Annotated in this window: 13 protein-coding genes and 1 tRNA gene; 1 reads left to right on the top strand and 13 read right to left on the bottom strand. The window is 37.2% G+C overall.

What is annotated here, in order from left to right:
* Nucleotides 1-165: 165 nt before the first annotated feature.
* The 5 genes from Q360_RS0117150 to Q360_RS0117135 all read right to left on the bottom strand — a co-directional run bounded on the left by Q360_RS0117150 (nt 166) and on the right by Q360_RS0117135 (nt 16,289).
* Entirely contained in the window at nt 166-1,764 is a 1,599-nt protein-coding gene (locus tag Q360_RS0117150) for a PfaD family polyunsaturated fatty acid/polyketide biosynthesis protein (RefSeq protein ID WP_027078169.1), read from the bottom strand.
* A gap of 85 nt (nt 1,765-1,849) precedes the next feature.
* A complete protein-coding gene (locus tag Q360_RS0117145) occupies nt 1,850-8,548 on the bottom strand; it encodes a PfaB family protein (protein ID WP_027078168.1) in 6,699 nt (2,232 codons plus the stop codon).
* Nucleotides 8,549-8,578: 30 nt separating this feature from the next.
* Entirely contained in the window at nt 8,579-11,017 is a 2,439-nt protein-coding gene (locus Q360_RS23785; protein ID WP_245603284.1) for an SDR family NAD(P)-dependent oxidoreductase, read from the bottom strand.
* Between the two features lie 56 nt (nt 11,018-11,073).
* Nucleotides 11,074-15,666, bottom strand: coding sequence for a type I polyketide synthase (locus tag Q360_RS23780; RefSeq protein WP_051554791.1), 4,593 nt, complete (start codon nt 15,664-15,666; stop codon nt 11,074-11,076).
* A 5-nt stretch (nt 15,667-15,671) separates the two neighbouring features.
* Nucleotides 15,672-16,289: a TetR/AcrR family transcriptional regulator gene (locus Q360_RS0117135; RefSeq protein WP_027078167.1), complete on the bottom strand. Its 618-nt coding sequence runs from the start codon at nt 16,287-16,289 to the stop codon at nt 15,672-15,674.
* A gap of 127 nt (nt 16,290-16,416) precedes the next feature.
* On the opposite strand from Q360_RS0117135, the gene Q360_RS0117130 reads away from it, so the two are divergent.
* On the top strand, nt 16,417-17,061 hold the full coding sequence (locus Q360_RS0117130) for a 4'-phosphopantetheinyl transferase family protein (protein WP_027078166.1): 645 nt from the start codon (nt 16,417-16,419) through the stop codon (nt 17,059-17,061).
* Between the two features lie 114 nt (nt 17,062-17,175).
* On the opposite strand, the gene Q360_RS0117125 is transcribed toward Q360_RS0117130, so the two are convergent.
* The 8 genes from Q360_RS0117125 to Q360_RS0117090 form a co-directional block, all read right to left on the bottom strand.
* Nucleotides 17,176-17,616, bottom strand: coding sequence for an ABC transporter permease (locus Q360_RS0117125; RefSeq protein WP_211251602.1), 441 nt, complete (start codon nt 17,614-17,616; stop codon nt 17,176-17,178).
* Nucleotides 17,617-17,661: 45 nt separating this feature from the next.
* Entirely contained in the window at nt 17,662-18,096 is a 435-nt protein-coding gene (locus Q360_RS0117120; protein ID WP_169734669.1) for an ABC transporter permease, read from the bottom strand.
* A gap of 66 nt (nt 18,097-18,162) precedes the next feature.
* Nucleotides 18,163-18,654: an ABC transporter permease gene (locus tag Q360_RS26200; protein ID WP_316931543.1), complete on the bottom strand. Its 492-nt coding sequence runs from the start codon at nt 18,652-18,654 to the stop codon at nt 18,163-18,165.
* A 109-nt stretch (nt 18,655-18,763) separates the two neighbouring features.
* Entirely contained in the window at nt 18,764-19,285 is a 522-nt protein-coding gene (locus tag Q360_RS0117110) for an ABC transporter permease (protein WP_156950155.1), read from the bottom strand.
* 18 nt (nt 19,286-19,303) lie between these two features.
* Nucleotides 19,304-19,498 carry an ABC transporter permease gene (locus Q360_RS0117105; RefSeq protein WP_027078161.1) on the bottom strand — a complete coding sequence of 65 codons (195 nt, stop codon included), beginning with the start codon at nt 19,496-19,498 and terminating at the stop codon, nt 19,304-19,306.
* Nucleotides 19,499-20,494: 996 nt separating this feature from the next.
* Nucleotides 20,495-20,576, bottom strand: a tRNA-Leu gene (locus Q360_RS0117100).
* 113 nt (nt 20,577-20,689) lie between these two features.
* Complete coding sequence (locus Q360_RS0117095) at nt 20,690-22,387, bottom strand: adenylate/guanylate cyclase domain-containing protein (protein WP_027078160.1); 1,698 nt, start codon at nt 22,385-22,387, stop codon at nt 20,690-20,692.
* 6 nt (nt 22,388-22,393) lie between these two features.
* Nucleotides 22,394-22,771, bottom strand: a complete 378-nt coding sequence (locus tag Q360_RS0117090) for a response regulator transcription factor (protein ID WP_027078159.1) — start codon at nt 22,769-22,771, stop codon at nt 22,394-22,396.
* Between the last annotated feature and the right edge of the window lie 4 nt (nt 22,772-22,775).

Raw genomic sequence — 22,775 nt, 5'->3', positions numbered from 1 at the left:
TTCTAAAATCAGAAAACGGTACTCTACTTTTCTTACAAACGAGAATTTAACTAGGCAGGAATTGATATTTTCGCCCATATATAGACCACAACGAATTTGCAAAACTAAATTTACTTTTCCTGTTTTTTACAAACAGATTCTGTTTTCAATAAATCAAGACACCAACTAAACCATGGCAAAATGTTTATCTTCAATACCTAAGTGCATCACCTCAAGCGGCAAATCCACACCTTGATTTTTGATGGTATTGATCCTATGTAAATACGCAGCAGCTTCTAATAAGTGGGTAGCTACATCGGCAACTTTTCTGTTTTTTGTTTCGCTTAAATAGGAATTTTTAGTCCATTCGTTAAAAGCGCCCATCGCAGGGCCACACCAAATTTGATAATCCATCACTCTGTCTATATCACCTGCATTGGCCCAATTAGAGGAAAGCCCTAAATACCAACGAAAAATCAAAGCCATCTTACGTTTTGGATTTCCTTGGGCATTTTTTATTTGCTCTGGATCTCGTTCTTCAAAGAAACTGACACAACCATCCCATACCTCTTCTAAAGGCATTCTAAACGTTTTTGTTTCTAACTTTAGTCTTTCGTCTTTAGGAATGGCATCAATGCCCTGATAGCGGTTATAGATTTCGTATAATTTCTTTGCTCTGGCACCAAATAAAGTCCCTCGTTTTAAGACTTGCAGTTCTACGCCTAATTCAAACATATCTGAAGCAGGAGCCATGGTGATATCTGTAGAGGTTACTTTGGCAAGTAAGTCCTTCACAGCTTCTGAAGTCCCAGATTCTACACAGGCTTGGTTGACAGAACCCGTTACCACATAGGCAGCTCCCATAGCAAAAGCTGCTAAGGCAGAAGCAGGAGTCCCTATTCCTCCAGCGGCACCCACTCTAATTTGTTTTTTGTACTGGTATTTTTTCTGAATTTCGTCTCTCAATTGTAAAATGATAGGCAATACAACGACCATAGGACGGTTGTCTGTATGTCCGCCAGAATCTGCTTCCACAGTAATATCATCTGCCATGGGAACTTTTTGAGCCAATTCGTACTGTTGCTGGGTAATTTTTCCAGCAGCCAATAATTTGTCTAAAAATTGTATAGGTGCAGGTGACATAAAACGTTCAGCCACTTCTTTTCTAGAAATTTTACCAATCACTTTATTGGCAATGATAATTTCGCCTTGCGCATCTAAACTCAATCCTACAGCCCTATATTTTACAATTTGCTCTGACAGGTTCATATAAGCGGAAGCTTCTACCACTTTTACACCGTGTTCTATAAACAAGTTAACGGCACCTTCTTCTAAGGCTTTTTCAATGGGACTATGGATAAGATTGCAAGCATAAGCTTGAGTCGGCAATGCTTTTTGAATCGTGGCAATGGCTTCTTTAACGCGCGATGGAATCATCCCCGCAGCGCCAAAAGATCCCATCATTTGGTTTTTCCCTAAAGCAATGACCAGGTCTGTAGAGGCAATTCCGTTTGCCATGGCACCTGCTTTATAGGCATATTTTAATTTGTAGTCTTCTTTAAACGAGGCATCCCCTAAATCTTCTGCTGTGAACGCAGGCACTATAGCTTTTAAAAATAAGCCCTTTCCTTCTGATTGAATGGTTCCCGTATTGGTAATTCCAATGCGACCTGACAAATCTTTCACCACATAACAAGGTACGGCGGTGTTTTTTAGTTTATCAAACATTCCTGTGATATCAAATGAAATCTCTCTGGGAGATCCTATCCATTTTAAGTCAATCATTTTTAATATTTTTTATAAATTTAATCCAGACAAACAACACTACTGCCCGTTTAATTAAGCCTGTTTTTTTTGTTGCGACCTCCGTTTATGCTTCTTGAATACCCAATGCCAAATCTGTGACTTGGTAAATTCTTGTGCCTTCGTTCCAGAGGTAGGCATTAGCTATCAAAACCAAAATGGCGCCTCGTTTTTCTATGGTTTTAAAATGGACTTCTAGATGCATGTTTTCTACATTTACTCTTATTTGTCCACGGTATTTCCATTCGGTTTTATTGTTTTCAACTTGTACAAATCGTGGTTTATTAAAGTCTTTCCCTAAATCTTGTTGTAATGCAAATAACTGCATGGCCTGCGAAATAGCTTCGACACCTAAAGACCCTGGCATTACGGGATCAGAATAAAAATGGCAGGTAAAGAACCAGTCATAGGTATGAATTGCTTTGGAACAATGGATATAGCCTTTACCAAATTCACCTCCGTTTTTCACAACGACACCCCTGTCTAGTAAATTAAGCTGGTCTTCTGCCAAGCGGAAGTTGTTTGCTTTATCATTTTCTTTATACAATTTCATTTTTGCGTATAAAGAATCTAGTTTTATTTGGAAATAATCTTTGGTCGTCAAGTTGTTTTGCACATACCAAGCTGGGATATCCTCTCCTTTATCTAAACCTACTTGTTGCGCTAAGGCTTCCTTAGGGAAAAATCCAAATGAAGAAAATCCTTTATAAAAAACGTGCCCATCGACCGAGACTTCGAACAGATATTTCTGAATTACAAAACCACCTAATGACGTAGAAGACGTTAAGGTTGATTTATTTTTAATCACTTTCCCTCTAAAATCTGTGCCTACAGGAAGTTCTAATAATTCACCGTCACCATCTAGATTTCTAAGGTATAAATCTTTGTCAGGAAATAATAAGGTACTTCCTAAATAAGCACCCAATAGTCCACAAGGTTGTAGTGCAATTTCCATCAATATCGTATAAGGCATTGTCATGGACGCATTTTGTTTGTAATACCAAACATCTTGAGGCACGTCGTACTCTGTCCAGATATTTGTTGGTTTTGAGAAATCAAAACGCTCTCCGTCAATTTTAATCACGCGGCTTACGACTTGTAAATCTGTGTTTGGTTGACGCGATAAGGCTCTATTGTCATAAACGGCATACTCTGGCCCAAAACAGTCGGCTAATCTTCCCAAAGCAAATATTTCGATGTCAGTTTCATTTAACAAAACATTTTCAGTCACCTTCTTAGGTTGCTCCAAGTATTTTGGATTGTCTTTTTCTCTTAATTGCAATCCTAAATTAGCAAAATGAACGGTAATAACACCATCTACAATAATTTCTAAATCACCGATCACATAAGGGTCAGGCAATAAGCCGATTTCTTTAATGACAAGGCGATAGGTTAATATTTTATCGTTAGGAGTGACTTCTTTTCTACATCTTACCTTTTGTTGGAGTCCATAAATGGGTTGGAAACGCGCATCTTTTTTAAGGCGCTGCAAACCGAGCATCATCATAAAGAAACGCAGTAGATTTCCGCCACCTTCTGCTTGTAAAGAACCTGCCAATACTTGGTCATCTCTAAAATGACAAGGAAAATACCAATCGTCTGGACTCAAGTCTTTTTCTGCTATAACTTCTCCCAAACCATAAGCACCCCCATTGACATCTGCCTTAACAATACGATCTAACATCAGCATTTTTTCTGGAGCTAATCGTATCGATTTATTTTTTCCATTAGGGAAATAAGAAATATCTTCAAAACATTTATGGGCATCTCCATTGATCAGATGTCTTAAATCCTCAATATCAAAAGCAGTCTTTTTTGTGGTTAAAAAAGGAATAAATTTTTTCTTTTCTACCTCTGCCAAAACTTTCTTTTCACTGTCTGTATAAACCACCCCATTTCCTTTACTCAATTCTTCATCAGTAAAGAAACCAGCAACGCCATTGGTCATTTTTAAAACCATACGGTCTTCTACAAAACACTCGTAGCTAAAGAAAAACAATAAATTACGTCCGTTTCTAACGAATGAATTAATAGAAATATCATAGCGCAAAGTTTGCCCTTCAAAAGGTAAATCGTCGATAAATTCTAAGGTGCAATCCAATAAACGATACACATAATCTCCTTTGTTTTCTAAATCGATTCCCAAATAAGAAATCAACATTAAATCGCATTGTCCAGATTCTACAGACACTGCCCAAGGAATTTGTGTATCGGTTGCATACCCTGAGTTATACGGAATGTCGTATTCGGTTTGCATGGTAGAGGGTTTGTATTCGCCGAGTTTCGCATCTAAACCAGTAACTCTACTCACCAATAAATAAGGATCCATTGGCAACATCACCCTGCGTTTGTATTGGTCAATAACATTGTATTCTGCGCCAAACACATTGCCGATTTTTCCTTCTGAAAATTCAATTAAATCTTCTTTCGTGTAAATGACGTTCTTATCTTTTAAGTGATTTGGGTCATTATAATCCTGTAATTTTAAACCATTTTCTGCAATTTTAACAGTCGTTTTAGGATCCTTTTTTCGTATTGAAGTATCTATCATACTAGCTATTTTTTCTAAGGTATGTTTTGTTGTAATAGGCTGACTAGCCCCTTTGTTTTTTGTTGTGTTTTGTAATTTCTCTTTTCTTTTTACGGTAGCAAACTGGCGTTGAATATCCTCAGATAGTAACACATCATACACAGGACTCCCCCCTGTTTTTACCTTTTTAGTAAAGTGCTTTTTGAGTTGTTTCTGATTGGTATTCGGATATAATAAACCTAAATCAATATCAATTCCGTTAGAAATTAATTGCGCCAAACATTCGTATAGGGACTGAATAGAACTCGTGCCTTTTTTATCAATAGCACAAGCAACATGTTGCTGTAAGTTCAGCGTATCTTTAAGCCAATTGGTACAGGTGCTATTAGGACCGAGTTCTACAAACGTACTAAATCCATTTGTTGACATTTTTTTTGCAAAAGCGGGAAAGTCAACTGTTTTATAGCACACTTTTGTGGAATTCTCGGCTATTCTTAACGACTCCATAGGAATTTTTTCACCTGTTAAACTAGAATAAAAGTCAACTTCTGGATGGTTTTCTAATGGGAAATTATGCATTTCGATCAATCCATCGCATTCCTTTTTACAGAACTCGTTATGGATAACATTTTGGAAAGGCACTAGTACTGATGGACAATTCAAGGCCTTAATCAACCCTTCACACTGACTTTTATCACCAGAAATTATCAACTCCTTTTCAGAGTTTACAAAAGTGATGAAGACCTTATCAAATTTCGAGATATGGGCTTCTACCCTCTCCCTTGTGTCTAATAAAATCCAGCTTTGCCATCTGGCTTTTGCTTCTTTTGTACTAATATTCCATTCTTCGGCTAATAATTCCAAATCGCCAGAAAATTTATTTTTAAAAATTGGAGAGTTGCGGAATATTTTCGTCCCCTCACCGGGATTCCAAATGCCAAATGAATACCACATAGAGCTGCACTCCCCCATAGAATAACCCATAGCTGCCTTTGGCTTTACGCCAAAATATGCTCTTAATATGTGCGTGTACAAGGTCGAATATAGCACCCCGGCAGACATCATAGAAATAGCATCAGTCTGAATGTTTGGAGACGCTGTTGCACGGTCTTGCTTCTTAGGAAATAAATAGTCTAAGCCAAAGAACTCTTTAAGGTTTGGAATTTTGTTTTCAAAATCGCTTAAAAGGTTTGGAAAAAACTGAAATAAATCGTGTCCTAATCCCTCATAACTCGTTGCGGAGCCTGGATATACAAATGCTAAATCACCTTTAGCTGCGCTTGGGTTTGGACTAAAGAAAGAACCACTAGGGAGTTTGATATCTGTCTTTTTATCAAAGGCTACCGCTAATTTTTTTTCTATAAACCCGATATCTTGTAGTAGCGATTTCTGACTAGAAGCAACTAAAACAATGCTATATATTGCTTTGGTTTTGGCTGTTTTGTCATAATAGCCCTGTGCTATAAATCCCAAGTCATCAACAAGAATATCTTTGCTAATTAGGCTTAGGTCTTCTCTAAGCTCATTTTGCGTATTTCCTTTTAAAATAAACAGATGCTTTTTTAAGAAATTATCAATTTTAGGGTGCTTAGGATGTGTAACTTCTGATAGTTTTACACGAGAATATGGACTCAAATTTACGAGTGCCTCTCTCGGGTAATCCGTCTCATTAATCCAAGGTCTTGATTGGCTTGGAAAATAGTAATTGCTATTTTTTAGAGCCTCATTTTTTACAGATTTCCAATTTGGAATGCCCGGAATAAATTGATGGTACAAACAAAGGGCTGTTTTTACAACAGAAGCTAATCCCGCTGCCGAAAACGTATGTCCGATATTCGTTTTTACAGACCCTAATGCAATTTTATGATCCGCTTTTTGCGCTAATAATTGGGCTTTTTCTAAGTCATCTTCTTGCTTAAATCCAGAAGCTACTAATTCTTGTAAGGCGATATTTTTACCTGTTGACAAATCTCCGATAGCATCAATAGTAGCATAAACAGTGTCTTTTTCTGTTATCTTGTCATCAGCCTTTAAAACAATAACCGATGCCCCTTCGCCAATCAACCAACCATAATCGTCTGCATTAAAGGACAAACTTGGTTGTTTATTTTGGTTTACGGTGGCAATCAGATTCCGTAAAAGAACGGCTTCCATACCTCCCGAGAACTCAACTGCTCCCACAACAACAGCATCAACTTCGCCTAAAGACAACATATTCTGAGCGACTTCTAAGGCTCTTGTTGTTCCGTTATTTCCATTGGTAATTGTAAATGAGGGGCCGTTAAAATCCCATAAAGCCGAAATACGACTCGACATAATATTACCAACAAAACTCGTATGCTGACTCGGAGTCTGTGCGTTCCCTATCGTGTACAATATATTACGACATTCGCCTAAAAGTGTTGCTTTTTGTGTGGCTTCTAAATCAATTCCGGCACGATCTAATGCTTTATCTAATTGCCACTGGCTGTCCCAACGCGCTAAGTAATGATGTATCGCAAGTTCGGGATTCATCGCAATTAAAACCGCTACGTTTTCCCCTTTTTTTAAGCTTGATTTTTGGATGGCTTGATCGGCAACCTTTAAGATTAAAGCTTGCTGTGGTTCCATAGTGCCAACTTCGTTCGGCTGGATTTTATAGCGCATTAAATCCATGTCAAAATCAGCTATAAAGTTGCCTCTAGGTGGCTTTTTTGTATCTAAACCAAAACTGGATAATAAGTCATTATTTTTTTCAAAACCCTTCCATCTATCAATTGGCATCTCAGAAAAATGCTGAGTTCCTTCAAAAATAGATTGGTAAAAAGCATCTAGGTTAACGCAATCACCAAAATGAACTTCCATACTTGTGATGGCCATTTCCTTGAGTTTGACGCCTGTGTGTTTCTTACTTTTTTCTTTATAATGGCTTTCCACAACTAAATGGGCATTGGTACCTCCAAAGCCAAAAGAATTTACTGCTGCTTGCTTATCGTTTGTTTCCCATTTTAAGGGCTCTTCTATGATTTGCTCTTGCGTAAACCAGCCTTTTTTAGATTGAATTGCGGTGGACAAATTAATTCCGGGTGGAATCTTATGATGCTCCATAGAAAGTAACACTTTCATTAAACTAGGCATTCCTGCTGCCGTGAGCATATGCCCAATATTTGATTTTACAGAACCTAAACGTAATTTGTCTGGATTGTCCCCAAAGAAAGTTTCGAGAGAATTGATTTCAGTAACGTCGCCAAGAGGCGTGCCTGTTGCGTGGCATTCTATATAAGAGGTGTTTTCTTTAGAAACAGTTCCATTATACGCTCTTTCATAAGCTAATGTTTGGCCTTTTGGATTAGGACTTAATAAGTATTTACCACCGCCGTCATTAGATAAACCAATTCCTGAAATAACACCGATGATATTATCGCCATCTTTTTCCGCATCTGATAAGCGTTTCATAAGAATCATACCGGCGCCTTCCGACGATACTAATCCAGCAGAGTCCTTATCTAATGGCGAGTATTTATGATCATGACCTGCATAGGCATGTAAAATTGAAAATCCCATGTGGATAAACAATTGGTCTGACGAGCAAACGGCTCCTGCTAACATCATATCGGCCTTGCCGATTAACAATTCGTCACAAGCCATTTTTATAGCATAGAGCGAAGAAGCACAAGCGGCGTCTAAGTCAAAATTTGTGCCTTTTAAACCAATTACATTTTTAACCAATTCCGAGACATCACCTTCAAGAGGATTGTTTTTTGGAATTTCATATGTTGTTGCTGGAATTTCAAAACTGTCATCTTTTAAAAGAGTCTTAATTCCTTTTTCAAGCGTTTTTGTATAAATAGGCGCCATAATTTTATGGGACGATTTTGTTGGAAAAGATAAATTTCCAAAGATGACGCCACAGTGGTCTAAAGCTTCAGTTTTATTCCAGTAACCGCCGTGCATTAAAGCATCTTTTGTTACTTGCAAGCCCCACTGATACATTTGGTCTAAATCATTTAAGTCTTCAGAGCCAAAGTCTGCGCTGTTAAAATTATAATCACGGATATAGCCTCCACGTAAGGAATAACAGCGATCTATAGTTCCTTTATCTTTTTTATAGAAGAGTTCGGGGTCGGCACCAAAATCTTCTTTTGTTGCCATACCAGTCAAGTCCTTTTTATCCATAAGGTTATTCCAAAACTCTTGTACCGTTTTAGACCCAGGAAAAAGAGACGACATGCCGATGATTGCTATTTTTTCTTTCATTCTTTAGTGTTGATTGGGGCGTTAAGCATACTACCAGGTTAACCCTTCTGAAACGGTTAATCCAGCGCCTTCTGTGAATAAAAAAACAGCTCTATTTTCGTCGTATACGGTAATGTCTGCGATCATTTTTGTGGCTGAATTTTCTTGTATTTTCATATGTACATAGAAACTTTTATTTGCAGGAATCTCCCCATAAACCAGTCCTTCTATTGTTTGTAAAGGCAAACTATTAGCACCGTTATGATACTTTTGCACCCATAGAATCATACCTTGATATTGTATATCTAAGAAAAATGCGTTTAAACTCGTGCTAGGAAACTGCCCTTGTGTTTCAAAAGAAACTACTGGTGCTTTACATTTTAGTAAAACTTGATCTTTATCTATCGACAAAACCGCTTCTATACCTTGGTAAAAAGGACCTTGAAATAAAGAACCGTCTTTATAAAAAGTAGCGCCATCTATTTTGTTCTCTTTTAGTATAGGGGTTTGAAATTTAGGTTTATCGCTTCTTTTTCGCGAAAGCGTAATGGTTGAACGGTAATGATTTAACGATAGCTTCACCCCTTTACTATACACAGTGACATCACAAACAATATGGTCTGCTGTTTTACTTTGTTCTTTAATTTCTGTAAAATAAACTTCTTTTTCAGTGCCATCAAAAACAATCCCTTTAAACAGTTTTACATGTGCTATCCGCGCCAATTTATAATCTGGAAATAGTTTTACACAAGAATCTGCCATCCACGCTGTGGCGTTTACCATTGGTAAAACAGAACTACCTTGAATAACGTGATCCTTTAAAAACGCATTGTCTTTTAAACTTAAATGTCGTTGAATAGTATAGGTTTTTAAAGGGCCAGAAATATCCGAAATACCTGCAGGTAATGTGCCTCCAATTATAACTTGGGGTTGGTGGTGATACGCTCCGTTTAATTCTTGAACAAAACGAGCAGCGCCACCAGGATGGTTGACCAAAGAAACACCTGCTTCTTCAAACATTTTTTGCAACTCAGGACTCACCATACCGCCTTCCCAAGCGCCCCAATTAATTGAGGTAACTTTAGTGTTAGGATGGTTGGTACTAAACAAATGTGCCGCGGCACTTAAAATTTCGTTGGCCATCGCATAATCTGATTGGCCAACATTTCCGTAGAAACCCGCCACGGAAGAAAACATAATTAAATGCCTTAATTCGTTCACGTTTACCATTTTTAAAAGGCTAGTTAAACCATCTAATTTCACGGAAGTCACATCATCAAAAATCTGTTCAGTTTTATCTTGAATGAGCTTATCCGCTAACCGACCAGCACCGTGAATGATACCAGTAATTTTACCCCATTTTTTTTCAATCTCAAGTAATTCGGGTTTGATGGTTAACTTCGTAACATCACCCGCCACATAAATAGCATCGCCTCCATTTGCTTTGATGTGCGCAATAGTTTCTTCAATTTCCTTTTTAGCAACGTATTTATTAAACCTACTGTTTAGACCTTTAATTGAAACTTTTTCTCCACTAGATTTCATCTCCTGCATAATCTCATTTTTAAGAGCTGCAGGGCTCACTCCATTTAATGCAAAAGCTGGTAATTCAAAATCTAAAGCGGATCTCCCTAAAAGGATAAATTTAGATTTAAAAGCAATGTTCATTTCTTTGATACAGGTCGCGGTAACCCCTCTACCACCTCCAGCAACTAAAAAAACGTCTTTATCTGTAACCGTTTGTTGGTAGTCTTCTGCAGCACTTACTTCATTCGTTGTAACCTCATAAGTCATCCGTCCATTTTCAGTGATGGCGACATCGACATAGCGTACATCTGCATCGTGTAATTCTAAGAATAAAGCAGCTGCAATTTCCTTTGCCGCTAATTCAGGTTTTGCATCGATTGCTCTGCAAAATACAGGAGACCATTCTAGATTCATACATTTCGTTAATCCAGATAATCCACCAGCAATGATAGACATATTAGAACGTTTGTCCATTCCAAATTTTCCGTCTAAACGAGACACGGTCATAAAAGCAGTTCGTTGTGTTTTGCTGTTGGCATTTAATGGTGCTTGTAGCTGTTTTGCCAGCAAGAAAGTGGCTTTTAGCAATGCACGCTCCGTATCAAAATGTTGCGTGAAATTAGATCCTGAAAAAGTGAAATGTGGGTGTAAATAAATAAAAGAACCAATGTCATTTTTAGCTAAGATTGTATCGATAGCCGTTTTTATATTTTGGTCGTTTATTTCTGAAATAGAAATCCCATTTTTTAGAGTAGGATTCTTTTTAAAAGCGTCAAATTGAATGACAATAACGGTATGGCCTTCGCTTTCTAATTTTGCTTTTACAGCCAAAGTCAAATCGCTTCCTTCGTCTGTAATTACAACAGGTTTTAATGCCGAAATGTCCTGTACTAGAAGATCTACTTTAGGAATAAATTTTAAGCCGATAGATTTCCGAGGCACATTGTAGAATTTGGTAGGCAAGGAGAATTCCTGTTTTGAGGTAGTCTCCTTGATTACCGTATTGTTTTGCTCTACACTTAAGCTAGGCTGAGATTTTTTTTTTTAATAACCCCTCCTGCTTTGGCAGAAATGTAATCCACAATCTCTTGTAATGTTCTAAGTTCTGTGAGGTCATTCGGGTTGATGTCTGTTAATTTATCTGATTGCTCAGTAATCGCGCCAAAAATCTCCACACGTTTGATAGAGTCGATTCCTAAATCTGCTTCCATATCCATACTTAGCTCTAACATTTCAGCAGGGTAGCCTGTTTTGTCAGCAACGACGCTTAGCATAAGGTCTAGCATTTCGGAGTTTCCTTCAGTCGGCACGGCTGTTTCTACGATCGGTATTGCAATAGAATCTGTATTTACAAGAGGTTCAGCAACAGGTGCAGAAGTAGGGCTAATTCCGGCCTTTGTAGAAATATAATCCACAATTTCTTGTAACGTTCTTAATTCTGTTAGGTCGTTAGGGTTGATATCGGTTAATTTATCTGATTGCTCAGTAATCGCACCAAAAATCTCCACACGTTTGATAGAATCGATTCCTAAATCGGCTTCCATATCCATACTTAATTCTAACATTTCAGCAGGGTAGCCTGTTTTGTCAGCAACAACGCTTAGCATAAGGTTTAACATTTCCGAATTTCCTTCCGTAGGCACCACGTGTTCAACGACTGGCGTGGCCACAGAATTCATTGCTTCAACTATTTGATTTACTGGAGCAACACTAGGTGCAGCAGTTCTAGTAGTAGTACTAATTCCAGCTTTTGTAGAAATATAATCCACAATTTCTTGCAATGTTCTAAGCTCTGTTAAATCGTTAGGGTTGATGTCTGTTAATTTATCTGATTGCTCAGTAATCGCACCAAAAATCTCCACACGTTTGATAGAGTCGATTCCTAAATCGGCCTCCATATCCATACTTAGTTCTAACATTTCAGCGGGGTAGCCTGTTTTATCGGCAACGACGGTTAACATAAGGTCGAGCATTTCTGAATTTCCTTCAGTAGATACAACGTGTTCAACGACTGGTGTTGCAATAGGCTTGGTGGTTTCATCTGTTTGAGCTACTGGAACAACACTAGGAGCAGCAGTGCTTGTGGTAGCGCTAATTCCTGCTTTAGCAGAAATATAATCCACAATTTCTTGTAGCGTCCTTAGTTCTGTTAAGTCGTTAGGGTTGATGTCTGATAATTTATCTGATTGCTCAGTGATCGCGCCAAAAATCTCCACACGTTTGATAGAATCGATTCCTAAATCCGCTTCCATATCCATACTCAATTCTAACATTTCAGCAGGATAGCCTGTTTTGTCCGCAACGACGCTTAACATAAGGTCTAACATTTCTGAATTCCCTTGGGGTGGTAAGGTGGATTCAATTACGGGTATCGCAGCAGGCTTAATAGGTTCAACTATTTGAGCTGTAGCTGTAGCTGGAGGAGCTGAAGGACTAGCGGCAGCGGGTGTTTTAATAGCAACTGCAGCAGTATTTTCAGGGTTTTGTTCCCCTCCAAAATTATCTGATAAAAGGGCTAATAATTGCGCCGTTTGTTTGTTCTGTTCCGTCAAAATGGTTTGGAACATATCTAATGTTTTAGATTGATTTTCCTTAATGCCATCAATAGCGCTTTTAATAATCGTTGCCGTCATATCTTCTTCTGTAACTTGGTCTGTACTGATTTTATTTATAGCGACAGGAACCTCTTTTATCACTTCCTTAATCACTTCTACGGTTCTAATAATTTCTGTAGCGCCGCTCACTTTAAATCCGTTGTTTAAAACGTCATTATACACTTTTTGCGTTGCAGGACTCACATAATTATTACCCGCTATTTTCACCGCCATTTTTGGTTGTACTAAAGGTATTGCTACCCGACGTGCATTACTGTCAATGGCACCTAATTCACATCCTAAAACTTGTAATTGTACGGCAGCCTCTCTAATTTGTAAATCACTGTTTTTAGTTGCTTTTGCATTTGTTGCCACCACGAAATGTTCTTTATCAGCTAAGATGTCTTTTACGAGATTAGTCAAAATAGACTTAGGCCCAAATTCAACAAAAACGCGCGCACCAGCAGCGTACATATTTTCAATTTCAGTTTTAAAATCGACCGTATTTAAAATATGTTGCGCTAAGATATTTTTAATTTCAGGAGTCTCCGTTGGGTAGGCATTTCCTGTCGAATTTGAATACACAGGAATCACTGGGCTTGAGAATTCTATAGCCTGTATGCTTTTTTCAAAAGGCTGTTGTGCATGACCAACACAGTCCGTATGAAAAGCTGCAGAAACAGGTAATATAACAGAACGGTAGTTTCTAGTATCTAACAGCGTTTTTGCTTTCGTTATACCTTCTGTTGTTCCGCCTAAAACGAGTTGGTTTGAGGCATTAATATTTGCAATAGAAACCCCCGGATTACCAGCAATTAATGGCTGAATTTCAGAAGTAGCAGCTTTAACAGCTAACATCATACCAGCATCTCCACTTGCATTTTTACCTGCCATAGCCTTACCACGAGCAATCGCTAGTGTCATATAATCACTTTCGCTGAGTGCGCCCGATGCACAAAGTGCCGTAAGCTCACCAAAACTATGCCCGGCCATCATATCACTTACAAGACCTGCATTTTTAAAGATTTTGTAGTACCCTAAACTTATGGCACCTATTGCAGGTTGCGCAAACTCTGTATTTGTAATATTTTTTTCTAAGCTCTCTTTATCCTCCGCTGTAAACACAGGTTTTGGATATATTTTAGTTGCTAAATCGTATCCTTTTTTAGCATCAAAAGCAGCAATTGTTTGTTGTAGTGTTTCAAAACTACTCGTCGCCTCTTTTGCCATATTAGCATATTGAGAACCCTGACCAGAGAATAATGAAGCCACTTTTATGCTGCTTGAAACTCCGTTTGGTCTAAAGAATATTTCCTTTGGGTGCGACCAAGCGTCCTTATTATTTTCTAATTGTTTGACTGCAATTTCTAGTTTAGAAATACAATCCTCTAAAGATTCTGCAACAAAACCTAAACGCGCTTCGTTTTGTTTTGCAGTGCCTTGCTTAGAACTCTCTTTTAACTTATAAAACGCCGTAGTTGCTTCATTCGAATTCAACCCAACAATTGTGTTTTTCAGATGCGTTAATAAACCACTAGCGTCAGACGCTTTTAAGTAAATACTGTGAAATGTTTGATGTATTCTATCTGTAAAGGACGTTTTGTTTTCATATTCTTCCATAGCAAAATGGACGTTCACACCACCAAATCCAAAAGCGGATATCCCAGCTCTACGAGGTACACCGTTTTTAAACCAAGGTCTGGTTTCTGCATTGACATAAAAAGGAGAATTTTCAATCCCGAATTTTTCATGAGGCTTGGTAACGTTTATGGTACCTGGCAACACTTTATGATATAAAGCTAAAGCCGCTTTTATCATTCCAGCAGCACCTGCAGCCGATTTTGTATGCCCTATTTGCGATTTTACAGAACCAATGGCAATATGATTTTTTGTCGTGTCACTTTTGCCAAAAACCATAGACATTGACTCAAACTCAGCAGCATCTCCGGCTCCTGTTGCAGTGCCGTGACCTTCAATTAATTTTACCGTAGAAGCATCGTAGCCTGCCTCGTCATAAGCACGTTGCATCGCCAAAGCCTGACCGTGAGGACGTGGCGCATAAACCGATTTATAGCGGCCATCACTAGAAGAACCTACTCCAGTAAGTAAACCGTAAATTCGATCCCCATCACGTTCTGCATCTTCTAATCTTTTTAAGACTAACATTCCAATTCCTTCTCCAATCAACATGCCGTCAGAGTCGGTATCAAAAGGACGAATACTTCCTTTTTGAGAAAACGCCGGAGTTTTTGAGAAGGACATATACATAAAAGGAGAGTTATCTGTATCGACACCTCCAGTAAGCATCATATCACATCGTCCTTCAATCAATTCCGAGACCGCCATTTTTATAGCAGAAAGTGAGGCCGCACAAGCTGCATCCACAACAGAATTAATGCCCCCTAAGTCAAAACGATTTGTAATTCGACCAGAGATAACATTCCCTAACATACCAGGAAAGGAATTTTCATTCCATCCAACATATGCTTTCTTCATTTTTTCTATAATATGTGGAATATCAGCATCGCTGATGCCACTACTTTTTAGGGCTTTTTCCCAAATAGGAGCTTGTAATCTTGAGGTCAGCGGCGTAATTAATTTTTGACCACCACCAACACCTAAAATCACGCCGGTTTTTTCTTTTAACAACGCTGTAAACTTGGCCGATTCCCTGCCATAACCAGCATCTTCAAATGCATCTCTAGCCCCTATTAAGGACAATAATTGAGACACATCCGTAACTTCTAAAATATTGGGGGGTAAACCAAATTCCATTGGATTAAAGTTAACATCAGGAATAAACCCTCCTCTTTTACAATAGGTTTTATCTGCTGTTGTAGGGTCTGCATCGTAGTAATCCTCTATTTTCCAACGCGATTCTGGAACATCGACAATACTATCTTTCTGATTGATAATATTATTCCAATATTCTTCTACATTGCTGGCATCAGCAAACATTGCCGACAGACCAATAATTGCTACTGGTGTTTTTTTAAGTGAACTGTTAATAGTGTCCATAATTTTTAGTCTATTGTTAAGTATAGATGTTTCTGTTTTTCAACTTCTAAAAGGCCTTTTTCGGTACACAAGCCTCTTAGGTAAACGACCATAATGCCTTCAGTAAGCCTGGCTTTAGAAAATTGTCCTGACGAAAATACTTTTGAATTGTTACATAATTTCAGCAATGTTTGAACCGTAGCCATTGTAACTTCAGGATCTAAATCTTTTCTAAATAAACCCTCTTTTACGCCCCATTTTGCTAAATAAAGTAATTCGCGAAAGGCGAATTTTGAATTCTTTTCATAAGAATCTTTTAGGACACTAGGAAAATACTTTAGTATCTCCTTGTAAAAGTTGGCATTGCTATAATCCGCTCTTTTTAAAATCTGTTGATGAATCATTCCCAACGCTTCAATAGCAGAATTACAGGTGTTTATAATTTCATCGTTATTACTCCTAATACCAGCCAAATATTGTTCTATACAGGTTTGCATTAAATCAGTTTTATCTATAAAATGATTATATATCGTCCGTTTAGAAGTACTCAATTCTTTAGTGATGTCTGCAATAGTGACCGCTTTTACACCATTTTTTAAGTATAATTGAGTGGTTATCGCTACGATATATTCTTTCGTAATCATATAATTTCCCTAAATTTGTTTAAATGGTACTGTTTTTTTAATAATGGTACCGTCTAGGTAACAAAGAAATAAATTATAAATCAAAGTGCTTTATGTTTTATTATAAATATTTCTTAATACCTAGCAAATGCAAAAAGTAAAAATCGTTAAGATACCTAAAAACAGAGCTGTTATCACGAAGGAACTGTTACTTAAAAACCTTCCAAAGGCTTATCAAGAAAGGGCACAGAGGTATTTAGACGAAGAGAGTTCATTGAGTTATAGTACTGGGCGCCTCTTGTTAAGAAAAGTATTGTTTGAAAACGGACTTCCAGCCTCTTTGTTAGAAGAAATACGCTATTCTGAACAAGGAAAACCGAGTTTTATTCATCATAATTTCTCTATTTCTCATAGTAATGGGTACGTTGCTATAATATTTAGTACCGATTTTTCTGTAGGTATTGATATTGAGAGAAAAAAGACTGTTGATTTAAAATTATTCAACTATTTATTTACAGAAGTTGAGTGGAATTCTATTTTAGATGCTACAGATTCTTTAGAGCGGTTTTATTGGTTTTGGGTACGTAAAGAAGCGTTGTTAAAAGCAGCTGGCTGTACTTTGATAGACTTGAAACAACTAAAAGTTTTTGAAGAATACGGTATGTATTATAATAAACGTTTTTATTTTAAATCCTTTGATTTTGATTCTAATTTTAATGGAATAGTCGCGATGGAGACTAAAACTGCTATTGATGTGGAATTTGTTGAAATAAAGGATTTATTGGAGGAGTAATTATTCCCATATAGCAATACACTCTTTTCTAAATACTTCTACGTTTTGATTGGATAAAGTTGCAGCTTTACTCATTGAAATAATTTCTTCAGAAGCTGTGCAGTAAAGCAACTGCTAGAATCTATGGGAAGACTCACTACTTATATAGTTACCAAAACCTTCTAACCATTGGTTCATGGCATACCAAGAAATAGGAACTGCAATAACAAAAGCAACGCCCACCCATTTTATAAAATCCTTATTTAAAAGTGCAAGCACTTGTGGTATTGTCCCTCCGTTTACCTTAGGCATGCCTATTTCCTTTTTTCGTTGCACTACTGTGTAAGAAGTAAGCCCAAAAAGCCCCATGGCTGCAATCAGTATAGCTAAAGCGGTAAAAATCTGAAAGGCAGCTCCAAAAGCCATATCTTTCTTGTACTGTGCTTCAAAATTCTGGTCTAAAAAAGTATAATTGAAGGTGCTTTCTGGAAAAATCTGATTCCATTTTCCTTGAATCTGAGCTATTGAATTATTTAATCCGGTAACCGATGCCTTGGATACGGTAAGTTTAACCAAAAGGTTAAGCTTAATAACTTGTTTTGTATGCCGTATCAACATAGGTTAAATCTTATTTTTTAGTCCAAAATGGTGATGGTCTTTCAATACTCCGGTTACTATCCATTCGTCATTCCCCCAAAATGCCAATGTTTTACCAATTATTTCCTCACCAGATGTAATTCCCATCTCTTTTAGAAAAGTTTCATTCACCACAACTTGATTACTACTGCCACTCGCTGACGGTATAAAAGTTTTGCCTGCTACAAAAGAGATGCCAACTAAATCAAAATAATCTGGTTGCGCATGGTACGTATAAAAGGTTTTGTTCTCTAAACCATTCGGAAGTACGATACCCTTGAATGACGGTAGATTATCAAAACTATCACCAGGATAGGTTTGTGTGATGGCTATTTTGTCTATAAAAGCTACGTTATTTAGCTCATCCTCCAACACTTTAAAGTCATTGAAAATCAACGAATCCGACACGCCCGTTAACACGTCTCCTTTTAAGGCAATAACTGGATTAATATTGGTACCGATAGGCTGGTTCTCTAAAAAATTAATCTATTTGGTCACCACTATGGTTCCTATCAATAAAATGATTGTTGCTGAAAATTGAGTGATAATTAGACCTTTCCTGATATTTAAACCTTGTGAAGAAGTCTGTATTTTACCTTTCAATGCTTTTACGGGTGCATAACTACTTAGCAATAGGGCAGGATAAATACCAGCCACAATTATTCCAAAGAGAACTAACAGAAAATAGGGCAAAATAGAGGTGATATTTATAAGCTCAAAGCTCAGCTCTTTTCCTGTAGTGCTATTGTATAGCGGCAAAAATATTACAACTAAAATTAGAGCAATAGAAATAGAAATTAAATTAATTAGAGTTGATTCTACAAGGGATTGGATGATACGTTGTGATTTCTGAGCTCCTGCCACTTTTATGATTCCGGTTTCTTTGGCTCGTTCCATTGATTTTGTGGCAGATAAATTGACAAAGTCCAGCCAGGAAAGAATAAGAATGATAAAGGCTATGGCCTGCAGCAACTTCACTCTGGCAACACTGCCATTTACTAAAACTTCATATCTTTTATCAGAGTTTAAATATATCTCTTCAATTGCCTCTATGATATGCCGTTGGACATTTTTTTTTAATATACTATCAAGTATTTTTTTGACGTAAAAGGGCTGGGCTGGTATTGTTAGCTAATTTGATGTACGTACAATAGTTCTCAAAATTCCAATTAAGTTTGTGTATCTCTTGGCCATAGTATATCCATGTTTTCTCTATTTCATAAGAAATCAGGAATGTATTTCTGTAGTGTGCATTTTCAGGCACATCTTTTATAACCCCAGTAACAGGGAGTAGTGCTTCTACCCCATCCCTATATGCTGTAATTGTTTTTTGCATTGGATTCTGCTCACCAAAAATTTTTTTAGCAAAGGATTCAGAAAGGAGAATAGTATAAGGTTCAATTAGCGTGGACTTCTTTTCACCCTTTAAAAGCGGATAATTAAAAATATTAAAGTAAGATGGATCAGCCAATGAACCTAAGGATTGTTCCAGTATCATATCTCCAACTTTAAAAGTCATTTTTTTAAAATAAAAGAAACGAACATAATCCAAGACTTCTGGGAATTTCTGTTTTAAGGTAGGTCCGGATGAATTATAGGTTTGTGCCATTGGCATAAAAGTGTCGCCCTACAAATTATCAAGATAGGTGCTATAAACATTCCCAGAACCCTCAAATTTGTCATAGCTCTGTTCATAATTCACATAGAATATAATGAACAAAAAAGTGGCTATGCCGATAGCCAATCCAAAAATATTAATGAAGGAGTAGCATTTATTCTTTAATAAATACCGCACAGCAATTTTTAGAAAAAGTTTGTTCATAAATTTGCATCCGTATTTTAAAATATTGGGGCCAATATCATACCATAAAACAACCTATTGATAATCAGGACACTACTTTTACAGCATATATAATGTCGTTAAAATATTTTACAACAGTTGTCTAATTTGTTTACGCACGGCTTTTCTGAACCATGAATTTTCATAGGGTTCAGAAAAGCCGTGCAGTTACAATTGTTACGACACGTATGATGAAGTTACTCTTTACAGAATACATCTTCCGTAAAAAGCTAGCATTTTTCAGGTGACTTAAAAGGCTATAAAAGATGATTATTCACTAGGACAGAATAACTTTAAATTATGCTTATCGGTTTGATCAATAGTTGCGAAGTTCCCTCTAATCGTTATTCGATTTCTTTCTATCATCTTTATTCTACGGTTAGCGATAATAAAAGATATATGTTCTCTTAAAAAGACGGTTTCTTTATGACTAATTCTCATTTTTTTCTATAAACACTGTATTGAACACCCGAAATTTAAAATATTCAAAGAATCCCAACTGTTGGTTTTGGTACCAATAATTATCAAGAAGACTTAATTGGTTTTATTTCAGATAGACTTGAATGATCAAAGGAATACTTAAAAATCCGCGTGCAATCTGCGTGCAACGCTAAAACAAAAAAACTTCCAATTTCTTGGGAGCCCTGTTATACTTGATGGAGAATACAGGAGTCGAACCGGTGAGCTCTTGCCTGCCAGAATTGGATTATGATAAGAAAACGCGGATGTTCAAATTTAAAAAAGCACACAATAAGCACGCCATTGAATTAAAAAAGCAGTTACATTTTACTTTAACCGATTGGTACTTAATAAGTCAGACATAGGATTGGACTATGAACTCCCTGATTATAAGTCGTGTTTTGATTCACTTCATTTTCAAACTACTACTTCACTCTTCTTTAATTATGGGTAACCAATTATCAAAATGTTGTACCCAGAACTAAAAAAGCCAACTCCTAAAAGTCGGCTTTCCCTTTGTACAGGCGGAGAGACTCGAACTCTCACACCTTGCGGCACTAGATCCTAAGTCTAGCGTGTCTACCAATTCCACCACGCCTGCATTTCCGTTTTATTAACGGAGTGCAAATATAAAGTAATTTTTCAGTTTTAAAACGTATAGATAAAAACTTTTGAAGAGAATTCATAGTAAGAATCCAAACAATAAATTAGAAATTATTTGGTATTCATCAGTTCTACACCTTTCCAATTCTCCTCTATTTCCTGTGTGATAAGATGTGCCGATTTATTAAGAAATAATTTTGAAGTCTGGTCGTCAGTATTCATTTTAAATATCTGCTGAAACGTAACGGCCGCCATGGCAAACTCCTTATTAAAAAACAAGTTCATGGCCTCATTAAATGTAGACAGGGTATTCAGCTTGTGGTTAAATAGTAGTTCAGTGTCCCCATTTATACATTCATAAAGGTCTATGGAGTTTTGTTTTCCCTTTAGCTGCACAGGTCCTAAATATCTAAAATCAAATTCATCTGGATGGGTAAGATCATCCTTGCACTCTTTTGTCAATAAAATAGAGGTTCCGTAATGTTTGGAAAGACCTTCGACCCTTGCAGCGGTATTCACCGTATCGGAAATAATCGCGGCATCTAAACGCTTTATATCTCCTGTAATCCCCATAATCAGCTTGCCGTTCTGCATGCCCACACCAACTTTAATGGGTAGCCTGCTTTTTGCTTTGCGCTCTGTATTATAGTCATGCAACTCCTTTTGCATTTCAACTGAAGCCGTAATTGCATTTTGAGACCCCTTAGGAAAGAGCGCCATAAAGCCATCTCCCAAATATTGCAATATAAACCCATTATTCTTTCTGATAATGGGGCCCATTTTATTGTTGAATGCATTGACGAACAAAAAATTTTCCTTGGGGCTCATCTTCTCCGATACCGCAGTAAATTCCCTAATATCTGCAAACACCACCGTTACTTCTCTTTCTACCAAATCGCCCAAGCGCACCTCCGTAATATTATCCTTGCCTAGGGATTTTAAAAATTCGGAAGGCACAAATTTCTGACTTACCTCATGTATCTCGCGTATAGCTTCCTCCCTGTCATTTGCCTCTTTTAGTCCTTTTTGATAAAGATGGGCACTTTCTATAGCAGATGCCGATTGCAAGGTAATTGTAGTTAGTAATTTAAGCTCTGCTGCAGTAAATTCTTTTTTCTCCTCATGGCCTAAAATTACCATACCTAAGGTTCTATGCTTCACCTTTAACGGGGCATACATAACTGCCTTTAGGTGTTGAATGGGAAGATTATCCTTAATCCTATTCTCTGGCACTATGGCAGCGCTACCTCTTAAAATAAGTGCTTTCAGCACTTCGTTCTGGTCTTTTATATTTTTTTGGCTATTGGGGTTATCCCCAAACGATGCCAACTCCGTTACTTTATCTTCATCAGGATCATACATAAGAAATAGACCATGGGTAGACCCTATAATCTGTGAAGATTCTCGCAAAGCAATCTCTGCAATTGAAATCGTATCGATTTTTTCGGAAATCATCTCTGATAAATCGTAAATCATATTTATTTCTCGGTACAAACTCAGTACTTCCTTACCAATACTTTTCTTTTCAAACTCTTTGGATAGAAAAATTTTTATTAAATCAAAAATATATTTCCCTGCTTTCGTAGTGGACTTGAATATACCTAAGGATAAAGAATCACAGATGATTTCAACACTGTACGTGTGCTCTTTACTAACCGTACCCCAAAGCACCCTATTCGTTGCGTCTACCACTAAAAAATCTACCTTTAACAAAGCAGCTGATTGCGCTAACAAGGATATGGATTCTTTGTCTTTTTGAAGCACATTTTTCAATGCCCTAGTCCACAAGGAGTTTGATTTTTGATTCATACCGCATTAGCTATTTATAATTTCTTCTGCAATGGCCAACATCTCGTCCGGATCAAAGGGCTTCGTCATATATTTATCTGCTCCCATATCTAAGCCCTTTTGTCGATCTACTTCTTGCCCTTTTGCCGTTAAGAGGATAATATAAACTTCCGTTAGATGTAACTCTTTCTTTACCTTTTGGCATACTTCCATACCGTTCATTTTAGGCATCATCACATCTAGAAAAACTAAATTGGGCCTTTCCTTTTCAATAATTTGTAGCGCTTGTTCTCCGTTTTCAGCCATCAACAGCTCTACGCCCTCATCTTCCAAATCCTCTAACGTTTGCTCAATAAGCATTCTAATATGGGGTTCATCGTCAACAATTAATACTTTTTTATTCATAGAT

The sequence above is a fragment of the Maribacter antarcticus DSM 21422 genome (genome assembly GCF_000621125.1).
In the GTDB taxonomy this organism is placed as follows: Bacteria; Bacteroidota; Bacteroidia; order Flavobacteriales; family Flavobacteriaceae; genus Maribacter; species Maribacter antarcticus.
Note: the sequence above shows the minus strand (reverse complement) of the source record. Positions and strands in the feature narration are given on the sequence as shown.

Excerpts from the sequence above, each read along its gene's own strand:
- Q360_RS0117105 (WP_027078161.1), bottom strand. The coding sequence starts at position 19,498 with ATGAACAAACTTTTTCTAAAAATTGCTGTGCGGTATTTATTAAAGAAT.
- Q360_RS0117150 (WP_027078169.1), bottom strand. The coding sequence starts at position 1,764 with ATGATTGACTTAAAATGGATAGGATCTCCCAGAGAGATTTCATTTGAT.
- Q360_RS0117135 (WP_027078167.1), bottom strand. The coding sequence starts at position 16,289 with ATGATTACGAAAGAATATATCGTAGCGATAACCACTCAATTATACTTA.
- Q360_RS0117145 (WP_027078168.1), bottom strand. The coding sequence starts at position 8,548 with ATGAAAGAAAAAATAGCAATCATCGGCATGTCGTCTCTTTTTCCTGGG.
- Q360_RS0117095 (WP_027078160.1), bottom strand. The coding sequence starts at position 22,387 with ATGAATCAAAAATCAAACTCCTTGTGGACTAGGGCATTGAAAAATGTG.
- Q360_RS0117090 (WP_027078159.1), bottom strand. The coding sequence starts at position 22,771 with ATGAATAAAAAAGTATTAATTGTTGACGATGAACCCCATATTAGAATG.
- Q360_RS0117130 (WP_027078166.1), top strand. The coding sequence starts at position 16,417 with ATGCAAAAAGTAAAAATCGTTAAGATACCTAAAAACAGAGCTGTTATC.
- Q360_RS0117110 (WP_156950155.1), bottom strand. The coding sequence starts at position 19,285 with ATGGCACAAACCTATAATTCATCCGGACCTACCTTAAAACAGAAATTC.
- Q360_RS23780 (WP_051554791.1), bottom strand. The coding sequence starts at position 15,666 with ATGGACACTATTAACAGTTCACTTAAAAAAACACCAGTAGCAATTATT.